Here is an 18,527-nt window from a genome sequence, read left to right on the forward strand (position 1 = left end):
ACACAGATCACCCTCGAACTCGTGGAGCTAAGGAGAATCGAACTCCTGACCTCTTGCATGCCATGCAAGCGCTCTACCAACTGAGCTATAGCCCCAATACTGGTCCGTCGGGGGGGTTCGCCCCGCGGCGGCGTCGCCAACCTTACACGGCCTCTGCCACGTTCCGCCAAATCCGTTTCCGCCGTCTCCGGCGGTCCGGCCGGGCCCGTCGCACCGCCGGGTACTGTCGACGCTCTCGCCGGCAGCCCGCCGCCGTCCGCCCGTGTTCCCGATGATCACGACTCCGGGGAGCCGCACCGCCGTGAGCGCACTGCAGCAGTCCGCACAGAGCCGGTCCCGGGACCGCATCCCGCTGCCTGCCGCCGTGCTGCGGCGTCCGGTGCTGGTCGCTTGCGGTATCTGCCTGGTCTCCTTCGCCGCGTTCTGGACGGCTCAGCGCGTGAGCGGGGTTTCCATGATCGACCTCATGGTCTACCGGGCCGAGGGCTGGACCGTCCGTACCGGTGGCGATCTGTACGCGATGCGCGCCACCTACGCGGATCTGCCCACTACGTATCCACCTTTCGCGGCACTGCTGTTCGTGCCGTTGACGCTGCTGGACGTCGCGCAGATGCGGACGTTGGGGACGGCGGGGAACCTGATCCTGCTGGTGGGGGTGGTCCACCTGTCCGTCACGACCCTGCGCATGAATGGAGGCCCGGCCGGTTCCTCCCGCTTCACCGGTCTGCCCCGCCCGGCTGCCGTGCTGCTGATCTCGTCCGTCGCCGTGTGGTGCGAGCCGGTGTGGACGACGCTGCGCTACGGGCAGATCAATCTGCTCGTGACGGCACTCGTGCTGTGGGATCTCTCGCGCCGTCCCGGTCACCGCTTCGCGGGCGCGGGCATCGGCGTCGCCGCCGGGATCAAGCTGACGCCGGCTCTTTTCGCGGTCTTCCTCGCGCTGTACGGAACAGTCCTGGCGGTACGCGGCCTGCGCGCCGGCCGCGGGCGGGCAGCGGCCTGGAACCGCCGGCTGCGGCAATCCGCGGTCGCCGCGGGGTCGTTCGCAGGGACCGTGCTGCTGGGCGCGCTGGTCCTGCCGTACGACTCGCGGCGGTTCTGGTTCGACGTCCTCTTCCGGTCGGACCGCGTCGGGCATGCGGAGATCACCGACAACCAGTCGCTGCGCGGGGTCGCGGCCCGGCTGCTGCACACCGGTGATCCGGGGTGGCTCTGGCTCGTGACCGCCGTCCTGGTCGCCCTCTTCGGGCTGGCCGTCGCCGTCGCGGCGGCCTCGGCGGGCAGCCGGCGGCTGCCGTTCGCACCGGCGTGGGCGGCTCTGTCGTGCGCCTTCACCGCCCTGCTGGTGAGCCCCGTCTCGTGGTCGCACCACTGGGTGTGGTGCGTGCCTCTCGTGATGCTGCTGGGCGCCGAGGCGCTGGAACGCGAACGGACCGTGCCGTGGCGGGCATCGGCCGGCGCCGCGACGCTGCTGTTCTGTTCGTACGCGCTGTGGTGGGTGCCGCACGGCGAGCCCGGTCCGGTGAAGCCGGAACTCCACCAGACGGCCGGGGAGATGGCACTCTCGGCGCTCTATCCGGCCGGGGGCGTGGGCTTCCTGGTGCTGGCGGGCGTGCTGTCCGTACGGGCGCTGCGCAGGCCCGCCCCGTACGAGCCGGAGGCCGACCCCGCCGTGTCACGGGCAGGTTGACGGTCGGAGTCGGTGCCGTCAGGCGGTGACGAAGGAGTAGAAGCGCTTCAGGGTGCAGTGCTCGTCGAGCAGGCGGCCGTAGATGGGCTCTCCGTCCAACTCCCGGTAGGTTTCGATCGGATCGCCCTTTATGATCAGCGCCCGCGCGCAGTCCTCACACCAGAACTGGAATTCCGGGTTGACCGGTTCCATGTCGCGGACGACCGGCGTGCCGCTGCCACACCAGTCGCACTTCCGGCTGTGTGCGCCCATCAGTCATCAGCCCCAGCTGTGGCCGCAGGTCGTGCACACGTAGGAAACTCCTCCATTGTCGCCGAGCATCTGGGCAACGTCCGATGAACCGCATGCCGGACACAGCAACGTCCGTGACGACGCCACTGCCGGGCCGGCATCGGGACCTGTGCGCGGGTGGACCGTTTGCCGACTGTCCTCGATGAGGACCTCTGCCGACATCGCACACGTCCCTCCCCTCGGCCTTCCCCCTCCGGCCATCACGATTCTGCCACGTTCTCCCACTGCTCAGGAGCCCTGGTCGGCGTTAGTCGACGGACCGCGTGGTGGGGCCGAGCCTCGCAGAATCGACGGAGCCGACGTCATTACGGTTCCGGCCTGCGCCTCAACGCACATGCCCGCGATGACGAACCTCGTAACCGAACACCCCGCAGATCCCTGAATGTTCCGGGTACGAACCCCACGGAAACCCCACAGCTGTGCCCACGGCCACCGCGAACCCCTCGTCCACCACCCGCTGTTGCGGACGACAAGGGACCGCCGCACCGACACCGGCCACATCCGGGCCGCAGGGACCGACGCCTCGCGAGAAAGTCCCGCACCCCACGACGGGTGCCGGGAGCGAAGCCCCCGCAAGAGAACAACCCACCCCGACCACAACGGGGCCGCAGGGGGCGAAGCCGCCGCAAGAGAAACGACCCACCCCAACCACGACGGGGCCGCAGGGGGCGAAGCCCCCGCCCAAGGGGGGTGCCGGGGGCGAAGCCCCCGCCGGGGGTGCGGGTGGCGGAGCCCCCGCCCCGCGAGGCGAAGCCCCGCAAAAAACAACGAGGGCGACCCCGTCCGCGCTTTCCGCGGACACAGATCACCCTCGAACTCGTGGAGCTAAGGAGAATCGAACTCCTGACCTCTTGCATGCCATGCAAGCGCTCTACCAACTGAGCTATAGCCCCGGGCAGTTCACGCACCCCCGGACGTCCCGTACATCCGGCGGCCCCGCGAACGGGAGGAAGCCTAACCTGTGACCAGGCGGGATGGGAAATCAGCACCCGGCAACCTGCCAGGCCGGCGGCCGTGCAGGATCCGCCGTCAGTCGTCGTCCCCGAGGACCGGCTGCGGGAGCGTTCCCGCGTTGTGCTCCAGCAGCCGCCAGCCGCGCAGGCCCTCACCCAGCACGGACCAGCAGCAGTTGGAGAGCCCGCCCAGCGCCTCCCATGTGTGGGGCACGAGGCCGAGCAGCCGTCCGATGGTCGTGCGGATGGTGCCGCCGTGGCTGACGACGACGAGCGTGCCTCCGGCCGGCAGCTTCTCCGCGGTCCGCTCGACGACGGGCGCGGCCCGGTCGGCGACCTCGGTCTCCAGCTCGCCGCCGCCGCGCCGCACCGGCTCCCCGCGCTTCCATGCCGCGTACTCGTCGCCGTACCGCTCGACGATCTCCTCGTGCGTGAGGCCCTGCCACGCGCCCGCGTACGTCTCGCGCAGCGCCTCGTCGTGTGTCACGTCGAGCCCCGTGACGGAGGCGAGTTCGGCGGCCGTGTCGGCGGTTCGGCGCAGGTCGGACGCGAGGATCGCGTCCGGTCGCAGACCGGCGAGCAGCCGGGCGGCGCGGCGGGCCTGCTCCAGGCCCTCCGGGGTCAGCTCGATGTCGGTCGAGCCCTGGAACCGCCGCTCGAGGTTCCACGCCGTCTGCCCGTGCCGCCAGAGCACGATTCTGCGGTCGCGGCGCACGGTCCCGGCCGGGGTGACGGCCGGCTGCGCCGTCACCGCGTTCCTTCGCTTCCGTCCTGCCCGGACGCGGGCCCGTCGGGTGCGGAGGCCTCCGACCGGCCGTCGCCGCCGGTCTCGCCGCCGGCCTCCCTCACCGCGTGCTCGCGGCCCTTGCCGTGCGTCGCCTTGGCGTCCTCCGGCAGGTCGAGCTCGGGGCAGTCCTTCCAGAGCCGTTCCAGCGCGTAGAAGACCCGCTCCTCGCTGTGCTGCACGTGCACCACGATGTCGACGAAGTCGAGAAGGACCCATCGTCCGTCACGTTCGCCCTCGCGGCGGGCCGGCTTGACGCCCTCCTCCTTCAGCAGCCGCTCCTCGATCTCGTCGACGATGGCCTTGACCTGCCGGTCGTTCGGCGCGGAGGCGAGGAGGAATGCGTCGGTGATGGCGAGGACGTCGCTGACGTCGTAGGCGACGATGTCGTGCGCGAGCTTGTCCGCGGCCGCCTGGGCGGCGGCGTCGATCAGCTCGATGGAACGGTCAGTGGCGGTCACAGGCAAAGCTTTCGAATCGGGAAGCAGCGGTCATCTGTACGTATCAGCACCAGGATCTCACGGCCGGCCGGGGCTCTCACTCCTTGTAGTCCCGGCCCAGCACGACGCTCACGTCCGCGTTCGCCGCGCCCTTGCCCTTGCTCACCGCGTTCCCGGGCAGACCGAGGGTCTTTGCCACTTCCTCCGCCTTGGCCTTGAACTTGCCGTCGGAGTACGTGACCTGGGACCTCGCCTGAACCTTGCTGCCGGCCCCGCCCTTGACGACGGTGTAGCCGCTGTTGACCAGCGCCGCGTTGGCCGTGTCGTCGCTGCCGCGCTTGCCGCTGGCGTTGACGATCTTCACCCTGGGCGCCGCGTCCGGGTCGGTGTTCTTGACCGTGCCGCCGAGCACCTGCTTCACCAGGCCGTCACTCGTGCGCTCGCTGAGCGTGCCGTTCGCCCTCACGGGCAGCACCTGCGTCCGGTACGCGCCGCCCTTCGCCTGGCTCGCCAGCTTCGCGAGGGACGCGCCCAGCTCGGGCTCCGGCAGCGACGGGTCGGGGATCTGGCCGAGGGTCTCCACGGTCCTCGTCGCCGCCTCGGGGTCGCTGGAGAGCTTCCGCAGCGTCTGGTGCATGACCTCGCCGAAGCGCTCCAGCTGACGCGTCTGGGGCTCGCCCCTGCCCCGGTGGGTCGCGTAGGCGACCGCGGCGCGCCCGTCGAGCGTCTGCGCCCTGCCGCGCTCGACCAGCGGTTTGTCGCCCTTCTTCTCGCCGGGGACGGTGGCGTTCGCGTCGAGCTTGATACCGCCGACCAGCTCGACGAGGTTCTCCAGGTAAGGGGTGTCCAGCCGCCAGCTGCCCTTGATGTCGGCGCCCAGGAGCGTTCCGAGGGCCTCCCTGGTCGGTGCCGTCCCCTCGTCCTCGACGGCCTTCGCCAGGGTGGTCGTGGTGCCGTTCTCGCCGGAGACGGCGAGGGAGTTGGGGAGCAGCACGGTGTTGCCGCGCTTGGCCTCCGCGTTGTCCACGAGGAGCGCGGTCGAGCTGCCGCCGCCGTTCAGCGAGCGCAGATGCACGACGATCACGTCACGCTGCTGGCCGGCCGCCGTGGCGGCACCGCCCCGGTCGCCGCCCAGGCCGGGCAGCTTGCCCGCGTACCAGAGGTATCCGACGCCGCCGGACGCGATCATGACGAGAACGACGACGAGGAGGACGACACGGTTGCGGCCGCGGCGTTTGGCCTCCTCGCGGCGCTCTGTGCGGCTCTCACTGAACTTGAGCCAGTCGATGACGTCCTCGGAGTCGTCCGTGGGCTCCTCGACGAAGGAGAACTGCTCCGTGCGGTACCCGCTGTCGGGGGCCTGGCCCCGGCCGTCCGACTGGGTGCCGGCGCCGGTCGTGCCCGCGCCCGCGCCTGCGGAAGGCTGCTGCTGCGGGATCCACTCCTGCCGGGACTGCTGCTGCGTGTGCTGCCGGCTTTGCTGCTGCGGCGACGGGTTCTGCGGGTACGGCTGCGGCGCCCCCTGCTGCGTGCCGTACGCGCCGTAACCCTCGTGCCCGCGGTAGTCCTCGTGCCCGCCGCGACCGTCATGGCCGCCGCGCCCGTCGTAGCCGTCGTACCCGTACCCCTGCGGCTCGGGCTGCCCCGGCTGCGTCGCCTGCCCCGGCTGTGCGGACTGCTGCCCGTACGGTCCGCTCTCCTCGTAGCCGTAGACGGGCTGTCCGTACTCGTCGTAGCCGAGGAACCGCGGCTCGTCGGGCCGCTGCCCGCCCTGCTGCTGTCCGTAGGGGTCGTATCCGTAGCGCTCGTTCATGTCTGGGGCGCCTCCTCGTCCCCGTACAACCCCCGCTTGTTGATGTAGCGCACGACGCCGTCCGGGACCAGATACCAGACCGGGTCCCCCCGCCGGACCCGCGCACGGCAGTCCGTCGAGGAGATGGAAAGCGCCGGGACCTCCACCAGCGACACCCCGCCGTCCGGCAGGCCCGGGTCGGTCAGTGCGTGCCCGGGCCGGGTGACGCCGATGAAGTGGGCCAGGGAGAACAGCTCGTCGGCGTCGCGCCAGCCCAGGATCTGGGCGAGGGCGTCCGCGCCGGTGATGAAGAAGAGATCCGTGTCCGGATTGGCGGCTCTCAGATCACGCAGTGTGTCGATGGTGTAGGTGCGGCCGCCGCGGTCGATGTCGATGCGGCTGACCGAGAACTGCGGGTTGGAGGCCGTCGCGATGACCGTCATCAGATAGCGGTCCTCGGCCGGCGATACCTGCTGGTGACTCTTCTGCCACGGCTGCCCGGTCGGAACGAAGACGACTTCGTCGAGGTGGAAGCGCGTGGCCACCTCACTGGCGGCGACGAGGTGCCCGTGGTGGATCGGGTCGAACGTCCCGCCCATCACTCCCAGCCGCCGCTTGCCGGTGCCGGGCACTATGTCCTCTCCCATGCGAGCCGACCTTATCCCCTCGGTCCGCGCTCCGCTGCTCCGCCTGCACGACGCACAGGCCGCGGGCGCACCGGGGCGGGGCGGCGTCCCGGCGCCACCGGAGGTCCGGGACGGCGGCGCACCGCGAGGAGGTCAGCGGTCCCGGTTGAAGCGAGTGGTGATCCACAGCAGCAGAAGCAGAGCCAGCAGCGCCCCGCCACCGGTGATGAAGGGGAGCACGGGGTCGTGGTCGCCCCCGTGCTCGCCGCCCTCGGAGGCCAGGACGGCGAAGGCGTGGTGGGCGGTGCTGGGAAGCGTCATCTCGGCAGGACCTATCCACGTGTGGGCCGGACAGTACGTTGTGTGCTGCACATCGTATGCGGGGGCCGCCGGCACTCCGACGCCACCTCTCGGTTCCCCTCCCGCACCGGGATCAGCCCCGCTCACGGCCGCGCTCACGGCCGCCCTCACGTCTCCGACCGCGGCTCCGTCCGCGGCTGGCCGGCTCCGCCCGGATCCCGGCAACCCGGGCCCAGCGTCACGGTGTGTCCCAGTCGTCCCTCCGGCCACGCAACCTTCCGTGGCCCGGTGACGTCTCCTCCCGACATCCGGGGTTTCCCGCAGGGCGCGTTCGGCCCGGGATTCCGTTCCGGGCGCCCGGGCCTTTTCCCGGACAGGCCCTAGGCTGACCTCAATCCACCGCGAACGGTGACGAAGCGACAGGGGGAACGCGATGAGCGACACCACAGGCACCGAGCGGCTGCCCGGCCGCAACCGGCGCCGCTTCCCCGGGATCTCCTCCCGGGCGTACGAACATCCCTCGGACCGCTCGGCGCTCGTCGCGCTGCGCAGGCTGAGCGGTTTCGACTCGGTCTTCAAGGCACTGAGCGGCCTGGTGACCGAGCGCAGCCTGAGGCTGCTCTTCCTCGCCAACTCGGTGCGCGTCAACGACGACCAGTTCGCCCATCTCAACTCGATGCTGCGGGACGCCTGTTACATACTGGACCTGGAGAAGGTCCCGCCGATGTACGTCAGTCAGGACCCGAATCCGAACGCGATGTGCATCGGGCTCGACGCGCCCGTCATCGTCGTCACCACCGGTCTCGTCGAGCTGCTGGACGAGGAGGAGATGCGGGCCGTCGTCGGCCACGAGGTGGGCCACGCGCTGTCGGGGCACTCGGTCTACCGCACCATCCTGCTCTTCCTGACCAGTCTCGCGGTCAAGGTCGCGTGGATCCCGCTGGGCAACGTCGCGATCATGGCGATCGTGACGGCGCTGCGCGAATGGTTCCGCAAGTCCGAGCTGTCGGCGGACCGCGCGGGGCTGCTCGTCGGGCAGGATCTGCAGGCCTCACTGCGGGGGTTGATGAAGCTTGCGGGCGGCAACCACCTGCACGAGATGAACGTGGACTCCTTCCTCGCGCAGGCCGAGGAGTACGAGTCGGGCGGCGACATCCGCGACTCCGTGCTGAAGATCATGAACGTGATGCCGCGCAGCCACCCCTTCACGGCTGTGCGTGCGGCCGAGTTGAAGCGGTGGGCGGAGAGCCGCGACCACCAGCGGATCATGGACGGCCACTACGACCGGCGTGAGGACGACAAGCAGACATCCGTGTCCGACTCGTTCAAGCAGTCGGCCGGCCACTACACCGAGTCGTTCAAGAACAGCAAGGACCCGCTGGTGGGTCTCGTCCGCGACATCGCCGGTGGCGCCGGGGACCTGGGCGGCAAGCTGCGCGACACCTTCACCGGAAGGAACAGCGGAAGCGGCGACGGCGACGGCAATGGCAACGGCAGCGGTGGCGGTGGCGGTGGCAGCAAGGGCAACTCAGGCGGCGACAGCTCCAGTTAGGACGCGGGACGCGCCTCCCCCGGCACGCGCCCGGGGGCGCGGAGGTCCGGCCGGCCCTGCCCGTCGCGAAGGCGACCGGCAGGGCCGGGGCGACTTCCGGACCTGCGCCGTTCCGGCTGTGGCTTTCTCGCACTCACCTACCGCGGCGGCGTTGCGCCCGGCCCCGACACCGCCCGGCTACGCCTTCCGGGAGTCGCGCCCCTGGAAGCGGCCGGGACGGCAGCCCGCCAGCGCCGGCTCGACGGCGCCGTCGACCAGCTCCCGCGCGACCAGCCGGCCCACGGCCGGGGCGAGGGCGACCGCGGAGTGCAGCACCGCCAGGTAGAGACCGGGCACCTCGGCGACCGGGCCGACGATCGGCTCGCCGTCGGCCGGCATGGGGCGCACGCCGACCCGGGTGCTGAGCAGCTCGACGTCCGCGGCGCCGCGGAAGGTGGAACGGACGGCGGCGAGAGCCCGTTCGGACGAGTCCGCGGCGGCGAGCAGCCGGTCCGTGCCCGCCTGCCGGAGATCGAAGTCCCGGTTGTTGACCACGGTGCGGACGAGGCCGGCCGGAGCGCGGAACCGGAAGAGCCTCGCCGGCGACGGGTCGACCGGGACGCTCACGCCGAGCGGCGCGCCCAGAGCGGCCGTGGCCACCCCCGCCGCGAGCACAACAGTCTCACCGGAGAGGGGACCTGCGGCCGTCTCGACTCCTGCAACCCGACCCGCGGCGTCCCGGCTGACCGCGGTGACCGGGATGTCCGCACGGACCCTGGCGCCGTGGGCTCGGGCCCCCGCGACGAGCCGCTCGGTCACGCCGACCGGGTCGACGGCGCCGTCGCCGGGTGTCCAGACTGCCCACTCCGGGGGCTGCCGCAGGGCGGGTTCGAGCGCCGCCACGGTGGCCGCGTCCACGATCTCCTGCCCGGGCCCCGCCTCCGGCGCACCGTCCGCCGCGCCCCAGGACAACGAGCCGGACCAGGTCACCGGGAGTCCCGGCAGCTCGGCCTCGAGCCGGCGGTACTCGTCCGACGCGGTCGCCCGCAGCGCGGCCGCCGGCCCGGTGCGTACGCCGGACGGCCCGAGCCCGATCCAGGCGAACGAGTCCGTCGTCACCCCGGCGCCCGGCCGCCCCGCGTCGAGGAGGGTCACGACGGCCCCGGCCCGGGCGGCGTGACAGGCCACCGATGCGCCGACGATGCCGGCGCCGACGACCACCAGGTCACTGCTCACCGCCGGCTCAGCACCTTCGAGGACGTCTCTGCTCGTTCTCTGCTTGTTCGGCGCGCACTGTCCCGCTGCCCGGTCGCGCACGTGGCAGCGGCGACGGGGACCTCCCGCGCTGCGGCGCACAAGTGGGCCGCGGCCGGCGCCAGGAGGGCGAAGCAGCATCGCAGGACCGCGCCGGCCGCCCGCATACGACACCGCAGCGGACTGCTGCCGTCGTGGAGACACGGGTGAGCAACCCAGCTGCTCCTAGGGCCTGTTTCGAAGTCCCGTCTGCGGGGCGGCGTCACGCACGCACGCTCTCCCCCGCTTCGCGGGAGGTGCCCCCAGCGTTGTCGGTCGTCGGCGCAGCCCGCTGCGCTCTCTCCCCCTGGGCCTGGCGGCCCGGGAGGTACCCCCACCCTCCGCCTTGCGATCGCACGCACCTGACGCCGCCCCGCCCGCCCTGACGGGCGGACGACGCTACTTCGAAACACGCCCTAGCCGTCCTTCTTCGCGGCCGGGCTCGGCTGTGAGCTCGTGGAGAGCAGACCGCACAGCGAGGCCGAGGACCGGCCGCGCGCGTACGGGTCGGTGCCGGCCGCGCTGTCGTCCTTGGCCTTCTCACCGGCCAGCAACGGGGCCAGCGCGTCCGACATGTCGGCGGAGCACGGCAGCGGCCCGGCCCTCATCGAGACCTGGAGCACGCTCAGTTGCTGACGTCGCAGGTCCTCGCGGTCGATCTGGAAACGCACTTCGCGCCGCACCGTGAACAGCGACGACTTGTCCGCCGCCTTCTCGCCCTTCCCCTCGTCCGCAGCTTGCACCGCGTAGACGAAGACGTGGTCCGCGACGACTTCCAGGGCGTCGGGGCCCGCCTCCTGAACGGTCATGGAGCCGTTGACCCGGATCCGCGCGTCGGCGAGCGCGGTCTTCGACGGGTCGAAGCGGACCATCCAGCCCGTCGCGGAGTGCCGCCCGTCGTTGCGCGGGTGGTCCATGCTCTGGTCGAACTGCTCGTGCTGCACGGGGTCGAGCAGTACCCGCACGTCGCGGTAGGTGTTGCCGTTGAGCACGGCCGGGTCGAGCGAACTGGTGACGATGTACTCCTTCGCCGCCGTGAGCGCGGCGAGCACTTGGCTGTCGGAGAAGTGCCGCGTGCGGCGCACGGGCGGCAGCGTCACACCGTCGGCGCCGGCGCGGAACTGGGCGGCCGGACTGTGCTCGAAGAGATCGGCGGGCGCGGCGCCCGGCACCGCGTCGCGGGGCGCCAGGGGAAGCAGCGCGTTGCGCATGGGTTCGGCGGGCGGTTCGGGCGGCGCCTGGTACGGGTTGCGGATGCCCATGTAGATCGCCGTGCCGAAGGCGAGGACGATCAGCAGCACCAGGACGATGCCCTGCCGTGAGGCGGTGATGGAGCCCCGCTGGTAAGTGCCGCCGTGGTCCTCGTCGGTGGCCTCGCCGGCGGACGGCAGGGCACGGTTGCGTACGGCCGCGTGCTCCTCGTCCTCCATGCGCTCGCGCGCGGAGAACTCCTGGAGCCGCGCAGCCTTGATGAACGACTCGTCGAAGACGACGGATCGGTAATCGTCTCGGTACTCGTCGTCGCCGCCCCCGGAGGCGTCGTCGGGGGTTCCCTCTGGGGGATTGCCTCGCCCGGCCATACCAACAGAGTAGGTCCGCCCGGCTGTCCGTAAACGCTTCTGTGCGGCGACAACCCGGCGGGTGCGCGTGTTCGTGAACTCCTTGTCGCCCCGGCGTGACGAGCCGGTGACCATACGGGCCGCTCGGCGTGCACCCTCGACGCCGCCGTGCACCCCCGGCGCCGCAGTGGCCCCGCCGCCGGTGGCCTCAGCCCGGTCTCGACTGCGCGGGTATGTCCGGAGTGCGCTGCGTGCCCTCGTGCTCCTTGGCGGAGGAGCCGACACCGGTCGTCGCGGGCGGAGGCGAAGGGTCCTGCCGCTGCTGCGAGGTGCCGCGGTAGACGGCGCCGAGCGCGAGGGCGACCATGCCGATGCCCATCACGAGGGCCAGCAGCCACGCGACGGGACGCTGCCACCGCATGTGGCCGCGGTAGGGACGGCCCCGCGGGGCGGCGCCGTGCTTGCCGCGTCCGGGACGGCGGTGGTCGGAGCCGTGCTCCTCGCCCAGGTCGAAGCGGGGGTCGTAGCGGCGGTTGACGCCGAAGCGGATGTACTGCCCGTACTGGTCGTGCTGGCCGAAGTCGACGAACCGGCCGTACTGGTACGGGGCGTAATGGCCGCTGTCGCCGAAGGAGTTGGGGTTGTAGCCGTACGGCGCGTACGGCTCGTGCGGGCCGTAGTGGTCGTACTCGTCCCCGTCGGCCGGGTCGAGGTATTCGGTGTAGTCGGAGCGGTCGAACCGGCCCTCGTCGTCGTCCGGGTCGTCCAGGTCCCCCACGCCGGCCGGTCCGTCCGGATCGCCGGTTCCGTCCGGGTCGTCCTCGTCGAAGCCGAAATCACCCTCGGCGCCCGGCCCGTACGCATAGCCGTCCTCGAAGCCGCGCACGGTCTCGCTCTCGGCGTGCGACTGCGCGGCGGCCAATATGCGTTCGGCGGCGGTGGGTTCGTGAATGGCCGCGGACCGCACGAAGTCCTCGTCGAGCACCAGGGCGGCGAACTCCTCGTCCGCGGCCCCGTAGCGGTACTCGGGCTCCTCGCCGTCCGGGAACGGCTGGCCCCCCACGTCGTCCGGCACGCTGTCAGCGTAGACCTTTGTGGTCAATAAGGGCAGGGAGAAGCTGGATTCCGTCCGAACCGGCGCAACAGCTTCCGCGACGCCCCGGCATGTGCCGGGCGGGTCAGCCGCGGGTGTGCCCGTCCCCCGTGACCACGTACTTCGTGGAGGTCAGCTCCGGCAGACCCATCGGGCCGCGTGCGTGCAGCTTCTGCGTGGAGATGCCGATCTCGGCCCCGAAACCGAACTGGCCGCCGTCCGTGAAACGTGTGGACGCATTGACCATCACGGCGGTCGAGTCGACCAGTGACGTGAAGCGACGGGCGGCCGCGGTGTCGCGGGTGACGATCGCCTCCGTGTGACCCGAACTCCACTCGCGGATGTGCCGCACCGCTGCGTCCAGCGTCGGCACGACGGCCGCGGCGATGTCGTACGAGAGGTACTCGGTGCCCCAGTCCTCGTCGGTGGCGGGAACGACGTCCGCGCCCGCCTTCTGCCACGCCTCGTCGCCGTGCACCGTCACACCCGCCGCGGCGAGAGCCTCCACGGCGCGCGGCAGGAACTCCGCCGCCACGCCCTCGTGCACGAGGACCGTCTCGGCCGCGTTGCACACACTGGGGCGCTGCGCCTTGGAGTTGACGAGCACCGCGACGGCGGTCCCGAGGTCGGCGGCCTCGTCGATGTACACGTGGCAGTTGCCGACGCCGGTCTCGATGACGGGAACGGTGGACTCCTCGACCACTGAACGGATGAGCGAGGCCCCGCCGCGCGGGATCAGCACGTCCACCAGGCCGCGGGCGCGCATGAGTTCACGCACGCTGTCCCTGCTCTCCCCCGGCACGAGCTGCACGGCGTCGGCGGGCACTCCGGCACCGGCGACGGCGTCGCGCAGCACCTCGACGAGGGCGCCGTTCGAGGCGTACGCGGAGGACGAGCCGCGCAGCAGCACCGCGTTCCCGGACTTCAGGCACAGCGCGGCGGCGTCGACCGTGACGTTGGGGCGGGCCTCGTAGATGATCCCGACGACGCCGAGAGGCACGCGCACCTGGCGCAGTTCGAGCCCGTTGGGCAGCGTCGAGCCGCGCACGACCTCCCCGACCGGGTCGGGAAGGGAGACCACGTCGCGCACGTCGGAGGCGATGGCCGCGATGCGCTCGGGTGTGAGCGTCAGACGGTCGACGATGGCGTCCGGCGTTCCGGCGGCGCGGGCCTTGTCGACGTCTGCGGCGTTGGCGGCGACGATCTCGTCCGTACGGGCGGTGAGCGCGTCGGCGACGGCGAGCAGCGCCGCATCCCTGACCGTGCGCGGCAGGGGGGCGAGCTCGGCGGCGGCCTCCTTCGCGCGTCGTGCGGTCTCGGTCACGGGCGAGTTCTGCGTTGCGCTCATGTCTCCGAGCTTAGCCACGGCGGCACCGCCGGTGCCCGGCCGTCCACCGTGCGGGACGGCCGCCCGGTACTCACGAGGAGCGCCGCCGCTTCGCGGCCGCGGGCCGGGCCGCGGGCCGGGCATGCCTGAAACGGCCTCGCGGGGGCCGCGCCCGCGCAGGCAGGGGCCCGAAGCTGGAAGGGCCTCTGGCAAGGCCGGGAAGTGGAGGTCCCTGGAGGGGTCACTAGAAAGGGTGCACGCCCATGGAGGCGGCGGGCGGCGGGCCGTATCCCTCGGCCACCCGCTGGTGGTACGTCTCGCGGCCGATGACCTCGAGGCCGACGATCTCCCACGGCGGAAGCTGTGCCGAATTGCGGTGCTCACCCCACAGCCGCAGCGCGACGGCTGCGGCGTCGTGCAGGTCGCGGGCCTCTTCCCAGTAGCGGATCTCGGCGTGATCGTTCGCATACCGGCTGTTCAGAAGGAACGGATGGTCGTGGGCGAGCTGTTCCAGCGCGCGCCGTACCTCCTTGAGCGGCGCCTCCTCGCCGGCGACGCTCAGCGTGATGTGCCAGAGCCTGGCTTGCTCACGCCTTTCGGCACCCGCGTCCACACGTGATTCGGCCCGCTGCTCCGGGTCAACGCTGACCAGCCGTCTCACGGGTGGCCTCCTCGTCCGGTGGGATGCTCTCGGTTCCGGGCGCCGCTCACCTGCTGCACGACCCCCTCTACAAAGTTGACCAGCCCGCGACCGGCCGCGTGGCCGTTTTCGGGAAGCTGTCCGTGGAAAGGCTGGTCTTTTCTCCCGGCCGATGACGGTCCGGACACCACTCCCCCGCCCTCTGCACGAACATTTCACGCCACGGCTCCGGGCGGGGACGCGCGCCCGCCCGCGCGCAGCACGGGCATCACCCGCGGTCCACGGGCCGGCCCCGGCGCGGAGGTCCGCCGCGGCGATCCGGTCCGGAGATGCGCCGTGGAGTTCCGGAGATCCGTCGCGAGGTCCGGCTCACGATCTTCGTGGCGGGATGCACGCACCTGCGAACGGCTTCAGGAGTCGAGCAGCACCAGGTCGTCACGGTGCACGATCTCCCGCTCGTACGCGGGCCCCAGCTCCCGGGCCAGCTCCGGCGTGGAACGCCCGAGCAGCTGCGGGAGCTCCTTCGCGTCGAAGTTGACCAGGCCGCGGGCGACGGCGACGCCGCGCTCGTCCCGGAGTTCGACGGGGTCACCGGCCGCGAACTCGCCCTCCACGCCCGCGATTCCGGCCGCCAGCAAGGAGGTGCGCCGCTGGACGACCGCCCGCACGGCGCCCTCGTCCAATGTGAGCGCGCCCCGCGGTGTCGAGGCGTGCGCGAGCCACAGCAGTCGCCCGGCGGTGCGGCGGCCCGTCCGGTGGAAGTACGTGCCGGTTGTGCGGCCCGCCAGCGCGTCGGCGGCGTGCGTCGCCGACGCGAGCACCACCGGCACACCCGCTGCGGCGGCGATGCGGGCGGCCTCGACCTTCGTCACCATTCCGCCGCTGCCGACGCCCGCGCTGCCCGCACTGCCGATCTCGACGCCCTCCAGGTCCCCGGGACCCGTGACCTCCGTGATGCGTGACGTGCCCGGAGAGGCAGGATCGCCGTCGTAGAGACCGTCGACGTCGGAGAGCAGCACCAGCAGGTCGGCCCGCACGAGATGGGCGACCAGCGCGGCGAGCCGGTCGTTGTCGCCGAAGCGGATCTCCTCGGTGGCGACGGTGTCGTTCTCGTTGACGACCGGCACGGCGCCCATCGCCAGAAGCTGCTCCAGCGTGCGGTAGGCGTTGCGGTAGTGGGCGCGCCGGCTGGTGTCGTCGGAGGTGAGCAGCACCTGGCCGACCCGGCGTCCGTAGCGCGCGAACGAGGCGGTGTAGCGGGCGACCAGGAGCCCCTGCCCCACGCTGGCCGCGGCCTGCTGGCGGGCCAGGTCCCGGGGCCGCTTCGGCAGGCCCAGCGGTGCGAGGCCCGCAGCGATGGCTCCGGAGGAGACGAGCACGATCTCCCGCTGCGGGGCGCTCGTCCGGCCGTCGGCCGGGCCCGCGTGCTTGGCCAGTACGTCGACGAGGGCGTCGACGCGGTCCGCGTCCAGGCCGCCGGCGGCCGTCGTGAGCGACGAGGACCCGACCTTGACGACGATCCGGCGCGCCCCCGTCACCTCGGCGCGCTCGGAATGCTCGGCGCGCTCTGCACGCTCCGCGCTCCGCGCTCCGTGCGGCGCGCCGGGGGCGCCCGTCGCGGAGTCCCTGGAGTCGTCCCTGCCGGAGCCGCCCGAGCCCGCTGCCGTACTGGTGCCCACGTCCCGCTGCCTGCCTGTTCCCTCTGTCGCGCCCGCGTGCCGTGCCGCGCGGCGGATCCGTTCCTGTTGCTCCCCGTTCGCCCCGGCCGGTGCGGGTGCGTCCCGTACTGTGCCGGTGTGCCGCTGCTGCCGCCGCGTCCCGGGTGCCGCCTCACACGCGTCCGGGGGCCTCCTGTGCAATCTACGGGAGTACCCGCCGGGGCCGCTCGTCCGTTCCGACCAGTGGACGGGCGGGGATAATGACCTTTGTCCGCGTATCGACTCAGCACACCCCGACGCAGATTGTCACCGGCCCCGTGCCCGGCATACGGTCAGTGGTCATCCACGGCCGCCATCCCCACCGGCCGGTACACAGCCCGACCCCCGACCTCCTGCCAGGAGCCCAGTCCCGTGCCCTCTGCCGGTCTCTCATCACGACGCGCCGTCCAGCTGACCGCGCTTCTCGCGCTGACGGTCTTCTACGCCGCACAGCTCGCGGGCGCACTGCTGCCGAACGTGCCCGTCTTCATCGTCGCCTCGTTGGCGGGGATCACGCTCGATCTGTACCTCACGCACCAGCAGCCCGGCCTGCTCGCCCTGCTCGGCAAGGTCCGTTTCGACGTCACGACCCGCCAGCTGCTGCGCGACATGCTCATCGTCATCGGTCTCGTGCGCATCCCCGACGTCCCGCCGGGCGTCGAGCGGCCTCTCACGCTGCTGCTGCTCGTCGGCTACGCGGCGCACTTCCTGTGCCAGGCCGTCGCGCAGTTCGTGCGGCGCAGCCGCACCCTGCCGATCCTCACCCGCAACATCGACGCCTCGGATCTGCGGCTGACCGTCGCGCCGCCGCGCCTGCTGGCCCGCCAGCCCAGCCGCCGCCTGCTGCGGTTCTCCATCCCCGGCACCGTCGGACTGATGCTGAGCGCCGCGCTGTCCACCGAGGTCTGGGGCATTCTGGGCCTCGGCCTGAGCATCGTGCTCTCCCTGGGCGGTGCCCTGTACCTGGGCACGTGGATGCTGCCGAAGAAGCGTCACGCCAACGAGCAGCAGGCGCTGCAGTGGCTCGACCGCTGGCTGGCGAAGTACCAGCCGACCGTGGGCATGTACTTCTCCGGCGGCACGACTTCCGCCTACCAGGCGAACATGTGGCTCTCCACGCTCGCGCAGCTCGACGGCAACCCGATCATCGTGCTGCGGGAACGCTTCATGGTGCAGAAGATCGAGGCGACGGACGTCCCGATCGTCTGCATCCCGAAGGTCGCGCACCTGATGCACCTGGAGCACTCGACGCTGAAGGTGATGCTGCACCCGGCGAACTCGGGCAAGACCTCGCAGGTGCTGCGCATCCCCACGATCAAGCACGCCTTCATCAACCACGGGGAGAGCGACAAGCTGTCCTCGTGCAACCCCTACGCGAAGGCCTACGACGAGGTGTGGGTCGCCGGCCCCGCCGCCCGCGAGCGCTACCAGCTCGCCGACATCGGCGTGGACGACCGTGACGTGGTCGAGGTCGGCCGCCCGCAGCTCTCCCCCATCGAGCCGTACGCGGGACCGCCTGCGGGGGAGTACACCACCGTGCTGTACGCCCCCACGTGGGAGGGCTGGACCAACGACCCCGGCAACACGTCGATCATCCTGGCCGGCGAGAACATCGTCCGCGCCCTGCTGGCCGACCCGGGTGTGCGGCTGCTGTACAAGCCGCACCCGATGACCGGTTCCGTCGACCCCCGTGCGGGCGCCGCCGACATGCGCATCCAGCAGATGATCGCCGAGGCGAACTCGAAGCGCTCCGGTGAGCGTCCCGGCGCCGAGACCGCGGCCGAACTGGAGCGCCGCGTAAAGGAGTTGGACGAGCTGACGACCACCGCCTTCCGCCGTGGCGCGGACGAGGTGGAGAGGATGATGCTCCAGTCCACGCCGGAGTCGGACAGGGCCGAGCGGGTCGCGGCGGCCACTGCCGCCTGGGAGGCCGCCAACTGGGCCTCGCTCCCCGAGTGGGAACACCAGATCATCACCGGCCCGCGGCCGACGATCTACACCTGCTTCAACCAGTCCGATCTGCTCATCTCCGACGTCTCGTCCGTCGTCTCGGACTACCTGTCGAGCGAGAAGCCCTACGCGGTGGCCAACACCAGCGGCCTGAGCGAGGACGAGTTCCGGGCCGGGTTCCCGACCGTGCGTGCCGCCACGATCCTCTCCCCCGGGGCGGACGAGGTGCCGGCGCTGCTGGAGTCGGTGCGCGACCCTTCCAAGGACACCCTCACCAAGGCCCGCGAGGAGCTGAAGGTCCACCTCCTCGGTCCTTCCGACCCGCCGTCGATCACTCGCTTCAACAAGGCCGTGACCGACCTGTGCGAAGCCACCGCGGCCCGCAACGAGCGCGTCGCCCGCCGCACGGAGGAGATCCCGGGCCAGCGCGAGACGGAGGCACAGGAGGCCGCCGAAGAGGCGGACTGGGAGGCCGCGCCGAACGGCAACGCGCTGTCCGACTCGGAGGAGGCCGACCAGGTCACCGCCTGACGGGCGGGAGCGCGGGCCTCGCCCGCACGC

At 71.8% G+C, this 18,527-nt stretch carries 15 protein-coding genes and 2 tRNA genes; 3 read left to right on the plus strand and 14 right to left on the minus strand.

Going from position 1 to position 18,527, the window contains the following annotated elements:
* Window positions 1–22 precede the first annotated feature (22 nt).
* A tRNA-Ala gene (locus H180DRAFT_RS06030) sits at window positions 23–95 on the minus strand.
* 215 nt (window positions 96–310) lie between these two features.
* On the opposite strand from H180DRAFT_RS06030, the gene H180DRAFT_RS06035 reads away from it, so the two are divergent.
* A complete protein-coding gene (locus tag H180DRAFT_RS06035; protein ID WP_254665918.1) occupies window positions 311–1,690 on the plus strand; it encodes a glycosyltransferase 87 family protein in 1,380 nt (459 codons plus the stop codon).
* Between the two features lie 18 nt (window positions 1,691–1,708).
* Here the strand turns inward: H180DRAFT_RS06035 and H180DRAFT_RS06040 are convergent, their stop codons facing one another.
* The 7 genes from H180DRAFT_RS06040 to H180DRAFT_RS29720 form a co-directional block, all read right to left on the minus strand.
* Window positions 1,709–1,942 (minus strand): hypothetical protein, encoded by a 234-nt coding sequence (locus H180DRAFT_RS06040; protein WP_028435094.1) that lies wholly within the window; start codon window positions 1,940–1,942, stop codon window positions 1,709–1,711.
* Window positions 1,943–2,801: 859 nt separating this feature from the next.
* Window positions 2,802–2,874: transfer RNA gene (locus H180DRAFT_RS06050), tRNA-Ala, on the minus strand.
* 136 nt (window positions 2,875–3,010) lie between these two features.
* Window positions 3,011–3,685, minus strand: coding sequence for a histidine phosphatase family protein (locus H180DRAFT_RS06055; protein WP_055484967.1), 675 nt, complete (start codon window positions 3,683–3,685; stop codon window positions 3,011–3,013).
* Window positions 3,682–4,179 (minus strand): ribosome silencing factor, encoded by a 498-nt coding sequence (gene rsfS / locus H180DRAFT_RS06060; protein ID WP_254665906.1) that lies wholly within the window; start codon window positions 4,177–4,179, stop codon window positions 3,682–3,684. Before rsfS ends, H180DRAFT_RS06055 begins: the two co-directional genes overlap by 4 nt.
* A gap of 76 nt (window positions 4,180–4,255) precedes the next feature.
* The gene (locus H180DRAFT_RS06065) at window positions 4,256–5,971 is read right to left on the minus strand and encodes an LCP family protein (protein ID WP_055484968.1); all 1,716 of its coding nucleotides are present in this window, start codon (window positions 5,969–5,971) and stop codon (window positions 4,256–4,258) included.
* Entirely contained in the window at window positions 5,968–6,597 is a 630-nt protein-coding gene (gene nadD / locus H180DRAFT_RS06070) for a nicotinate-nucleotide adenylyltransferase (RefSeq protein WP_055484969.1), read from the minus strand. The genes H180DRAFT_RS06065 and nadD overlap by 4 nt, the downstream gene beginning before the upstream one ends.
* A gap of 132 nt (window positions 6,598–6,729) precedes the next feature.
* Window positions 6,730–6,897: a hypothetical protein gene (locus H180DRAFT_RS29720; protein ID WP_165434697.1), complete on the minus strand. Its 168-nt coding sequence runs from the start codon at window positions 6,895–6,897 to the stop codon at window positions 6,730–6,732.
* A gap of 412 nt (window positions 6,898–7,309) precedes the next feature.
* On the opposite strand from H180DRAFT_RS29720, the gene H180DRAFT_RS06075 reads away from it, so the two are divergent.
* The gene (locus H180DRAFT_RS06075) at window positions 7,310–8,428 is read left to right on the plus strand and encodes a M48 family metallopeptidase (protein ID WP_055484970.1); all 1,119 of its coding nucleotides are present in this window, start codon (window positions 7,310–7,312) and stop codon (window positions 8,426–8,428) included.
* Between the two features lie 177 nt (window positions 8,429–8,605).
* On the opposite strand, the gene H180DRAFT_RS06080 is transcribed toward H180DRAFT_RS06075, so the two are convergent.
* From H180DRAFT_RS06080 to proB, 6 genes are all read right to left on the minus strand, one after another.
* Entirely contained in the window at window positions 8,606–9,643 is a 1,038-nt protein-coding gene (locus H180DRAFT_RS06080) for an NAD(P)/FAD-dependent oxidoreductase (protein WP_055484971.1), read from the minus strand.
* A gap of 473 nt (window positions 9,644–10,116) precedes the next feature.
* Complete coding sequence (locus H180DRAFT_RS06085; protein WP_055484972.1) at window positions 10,117–11,280, minus strand: SCO2583 family membrane protein; 1,164 nt, start codon at window positions 11,278–11,280, stop codon at window positions 10,117–10,119.
* A 187-nt stretch (window positions 11,281–11,467) separates the two neighbouring features.
* Window positions 11,468–12,334 carry an SCO2584 family spore wall biosynthesis protein gene (locus H180DRAFT_RS30300; RefSeq protein ID WP_055485245.1) on the minus strand — a complete coding sequence of 289 codons (867 nt, stop codon included), beginning with the start codon at window positions 12,332–12,334 and terminating at the stop codon, window positions 11,468–11,470.
* Window positions 12,335–12,437: 103 nt separating this feature from the next.
* Entirely contained in the window at window positions 12,438–13,700 is a 1,263-nt protein-coding gene (locus tag H180DRAFT_RS06095; protein WP_055484973.1) for a glutamate-5-semialdehyde dehydrogenase, read from the minus strand.
* Window positions 13,701–13,923: 223 nt separating this feature from the next.
* Window positions 13,924–14,292 carry a hypothetical protein gene (locus H180DRAFT_RS06100; RefSeq protein ID WP_254665919.1) on the minus strand — a complete coding sequence of 123 codons (369 nt, stop codon included), beginning with the start codon at window positions 14,290–14,292 and terminating at the stop codon, window positions 13,924–13,926.
* Between the two features lie 437 nt (window positions 14,293–14,729).
* Window positions 14,730–15,857 carry a glutamate 5-kinase gene (gene proB / locus H180DRAFT_RS06105; RefSeq protein WP_055485246.1) on the minus strand — a complete coding sequence of 376 codons (1,128 nt, stop codon included), beginning with the start codon at window positions 15,855–15,857 and terminating at the stop codon, window positions 14,730–14,732.
* A gap of 531 nt (window positions 15,858–16,388) precedes the next feature.
* Here proB and H180DRAFT_RS06110 point away from each other — a divergent pair.
* Entirely contained in the window at window positions 16,389–18,497 is a 2,109-nt protein-coding gene (locus H180DRAFT_RS06110; protein WP_055484975.1) for a hypothetical protein, read from the plus strand.
* The last annotated feature ends 30 nt before the right edge of the window (window positions 18,498–18,527 follow it).

The sequence above is a fragment of the Streptomyces sp. WMMB 322 genome (genome assembly GCF_900090145.1).
Classification (GTDB): Bacteria; Actinomycetota; Actinomycetes; order Streptomycetales; family Streptomycetaceae; genus Streptomyces.

Coding starts and splice junctions, on each gene's coding strand:
- H180DRAFT_RS06040 (WP_028435094.1), bottom strand. CDS start 1,942: ATGGGCGCACACAGCCGGAAGTGCGACTGGTGTGGCAGCGGCACGCCG.
- H180DRAFT_RS06065 (WP_055484968.1), bottom strand. CDS start 5,971: ATGAACGAGCGCTACGGATACGACCCCTACGGACAGCAGCAGGGCGGG.
- nadD (WP_055484969.1), bottom strand. CDS start 6,597: ATGGGAGAGGACATAGTGCCCGGCACCGGCAAGCGGCGGCTGGGAGTG.
- H180DRAFT_RS29720 (WP_165434697.1), bottom strand. CDS start 6,897: ATGACGCTTCCCAGCACCGCCCACCACGCCTTCGCCGTCCTGGCCTCC.
- H180DRAFT_RS06075 (WP_055484970.1), top strand. CDS start 7,310: ATGAGCGACACCACAGGCACCGAGCGGCTGCCCGGCCGCAACCGGCGC.
- H180DRAFT_RS06085 (WP_055484972.1), bottom strand. CDS start 11,280: ATGGCCGGGCGAGGCAATCCCCCAGAGGGAACCCCCGACGACGCCTCC.
- H180DRAFT_RS06095 (WP_055484973.1), bottom strand. CDS start 13,700: ATGAGCGCAACGCAGAACTCGCCCGTGACCGAGACCGCACGACGCGCG.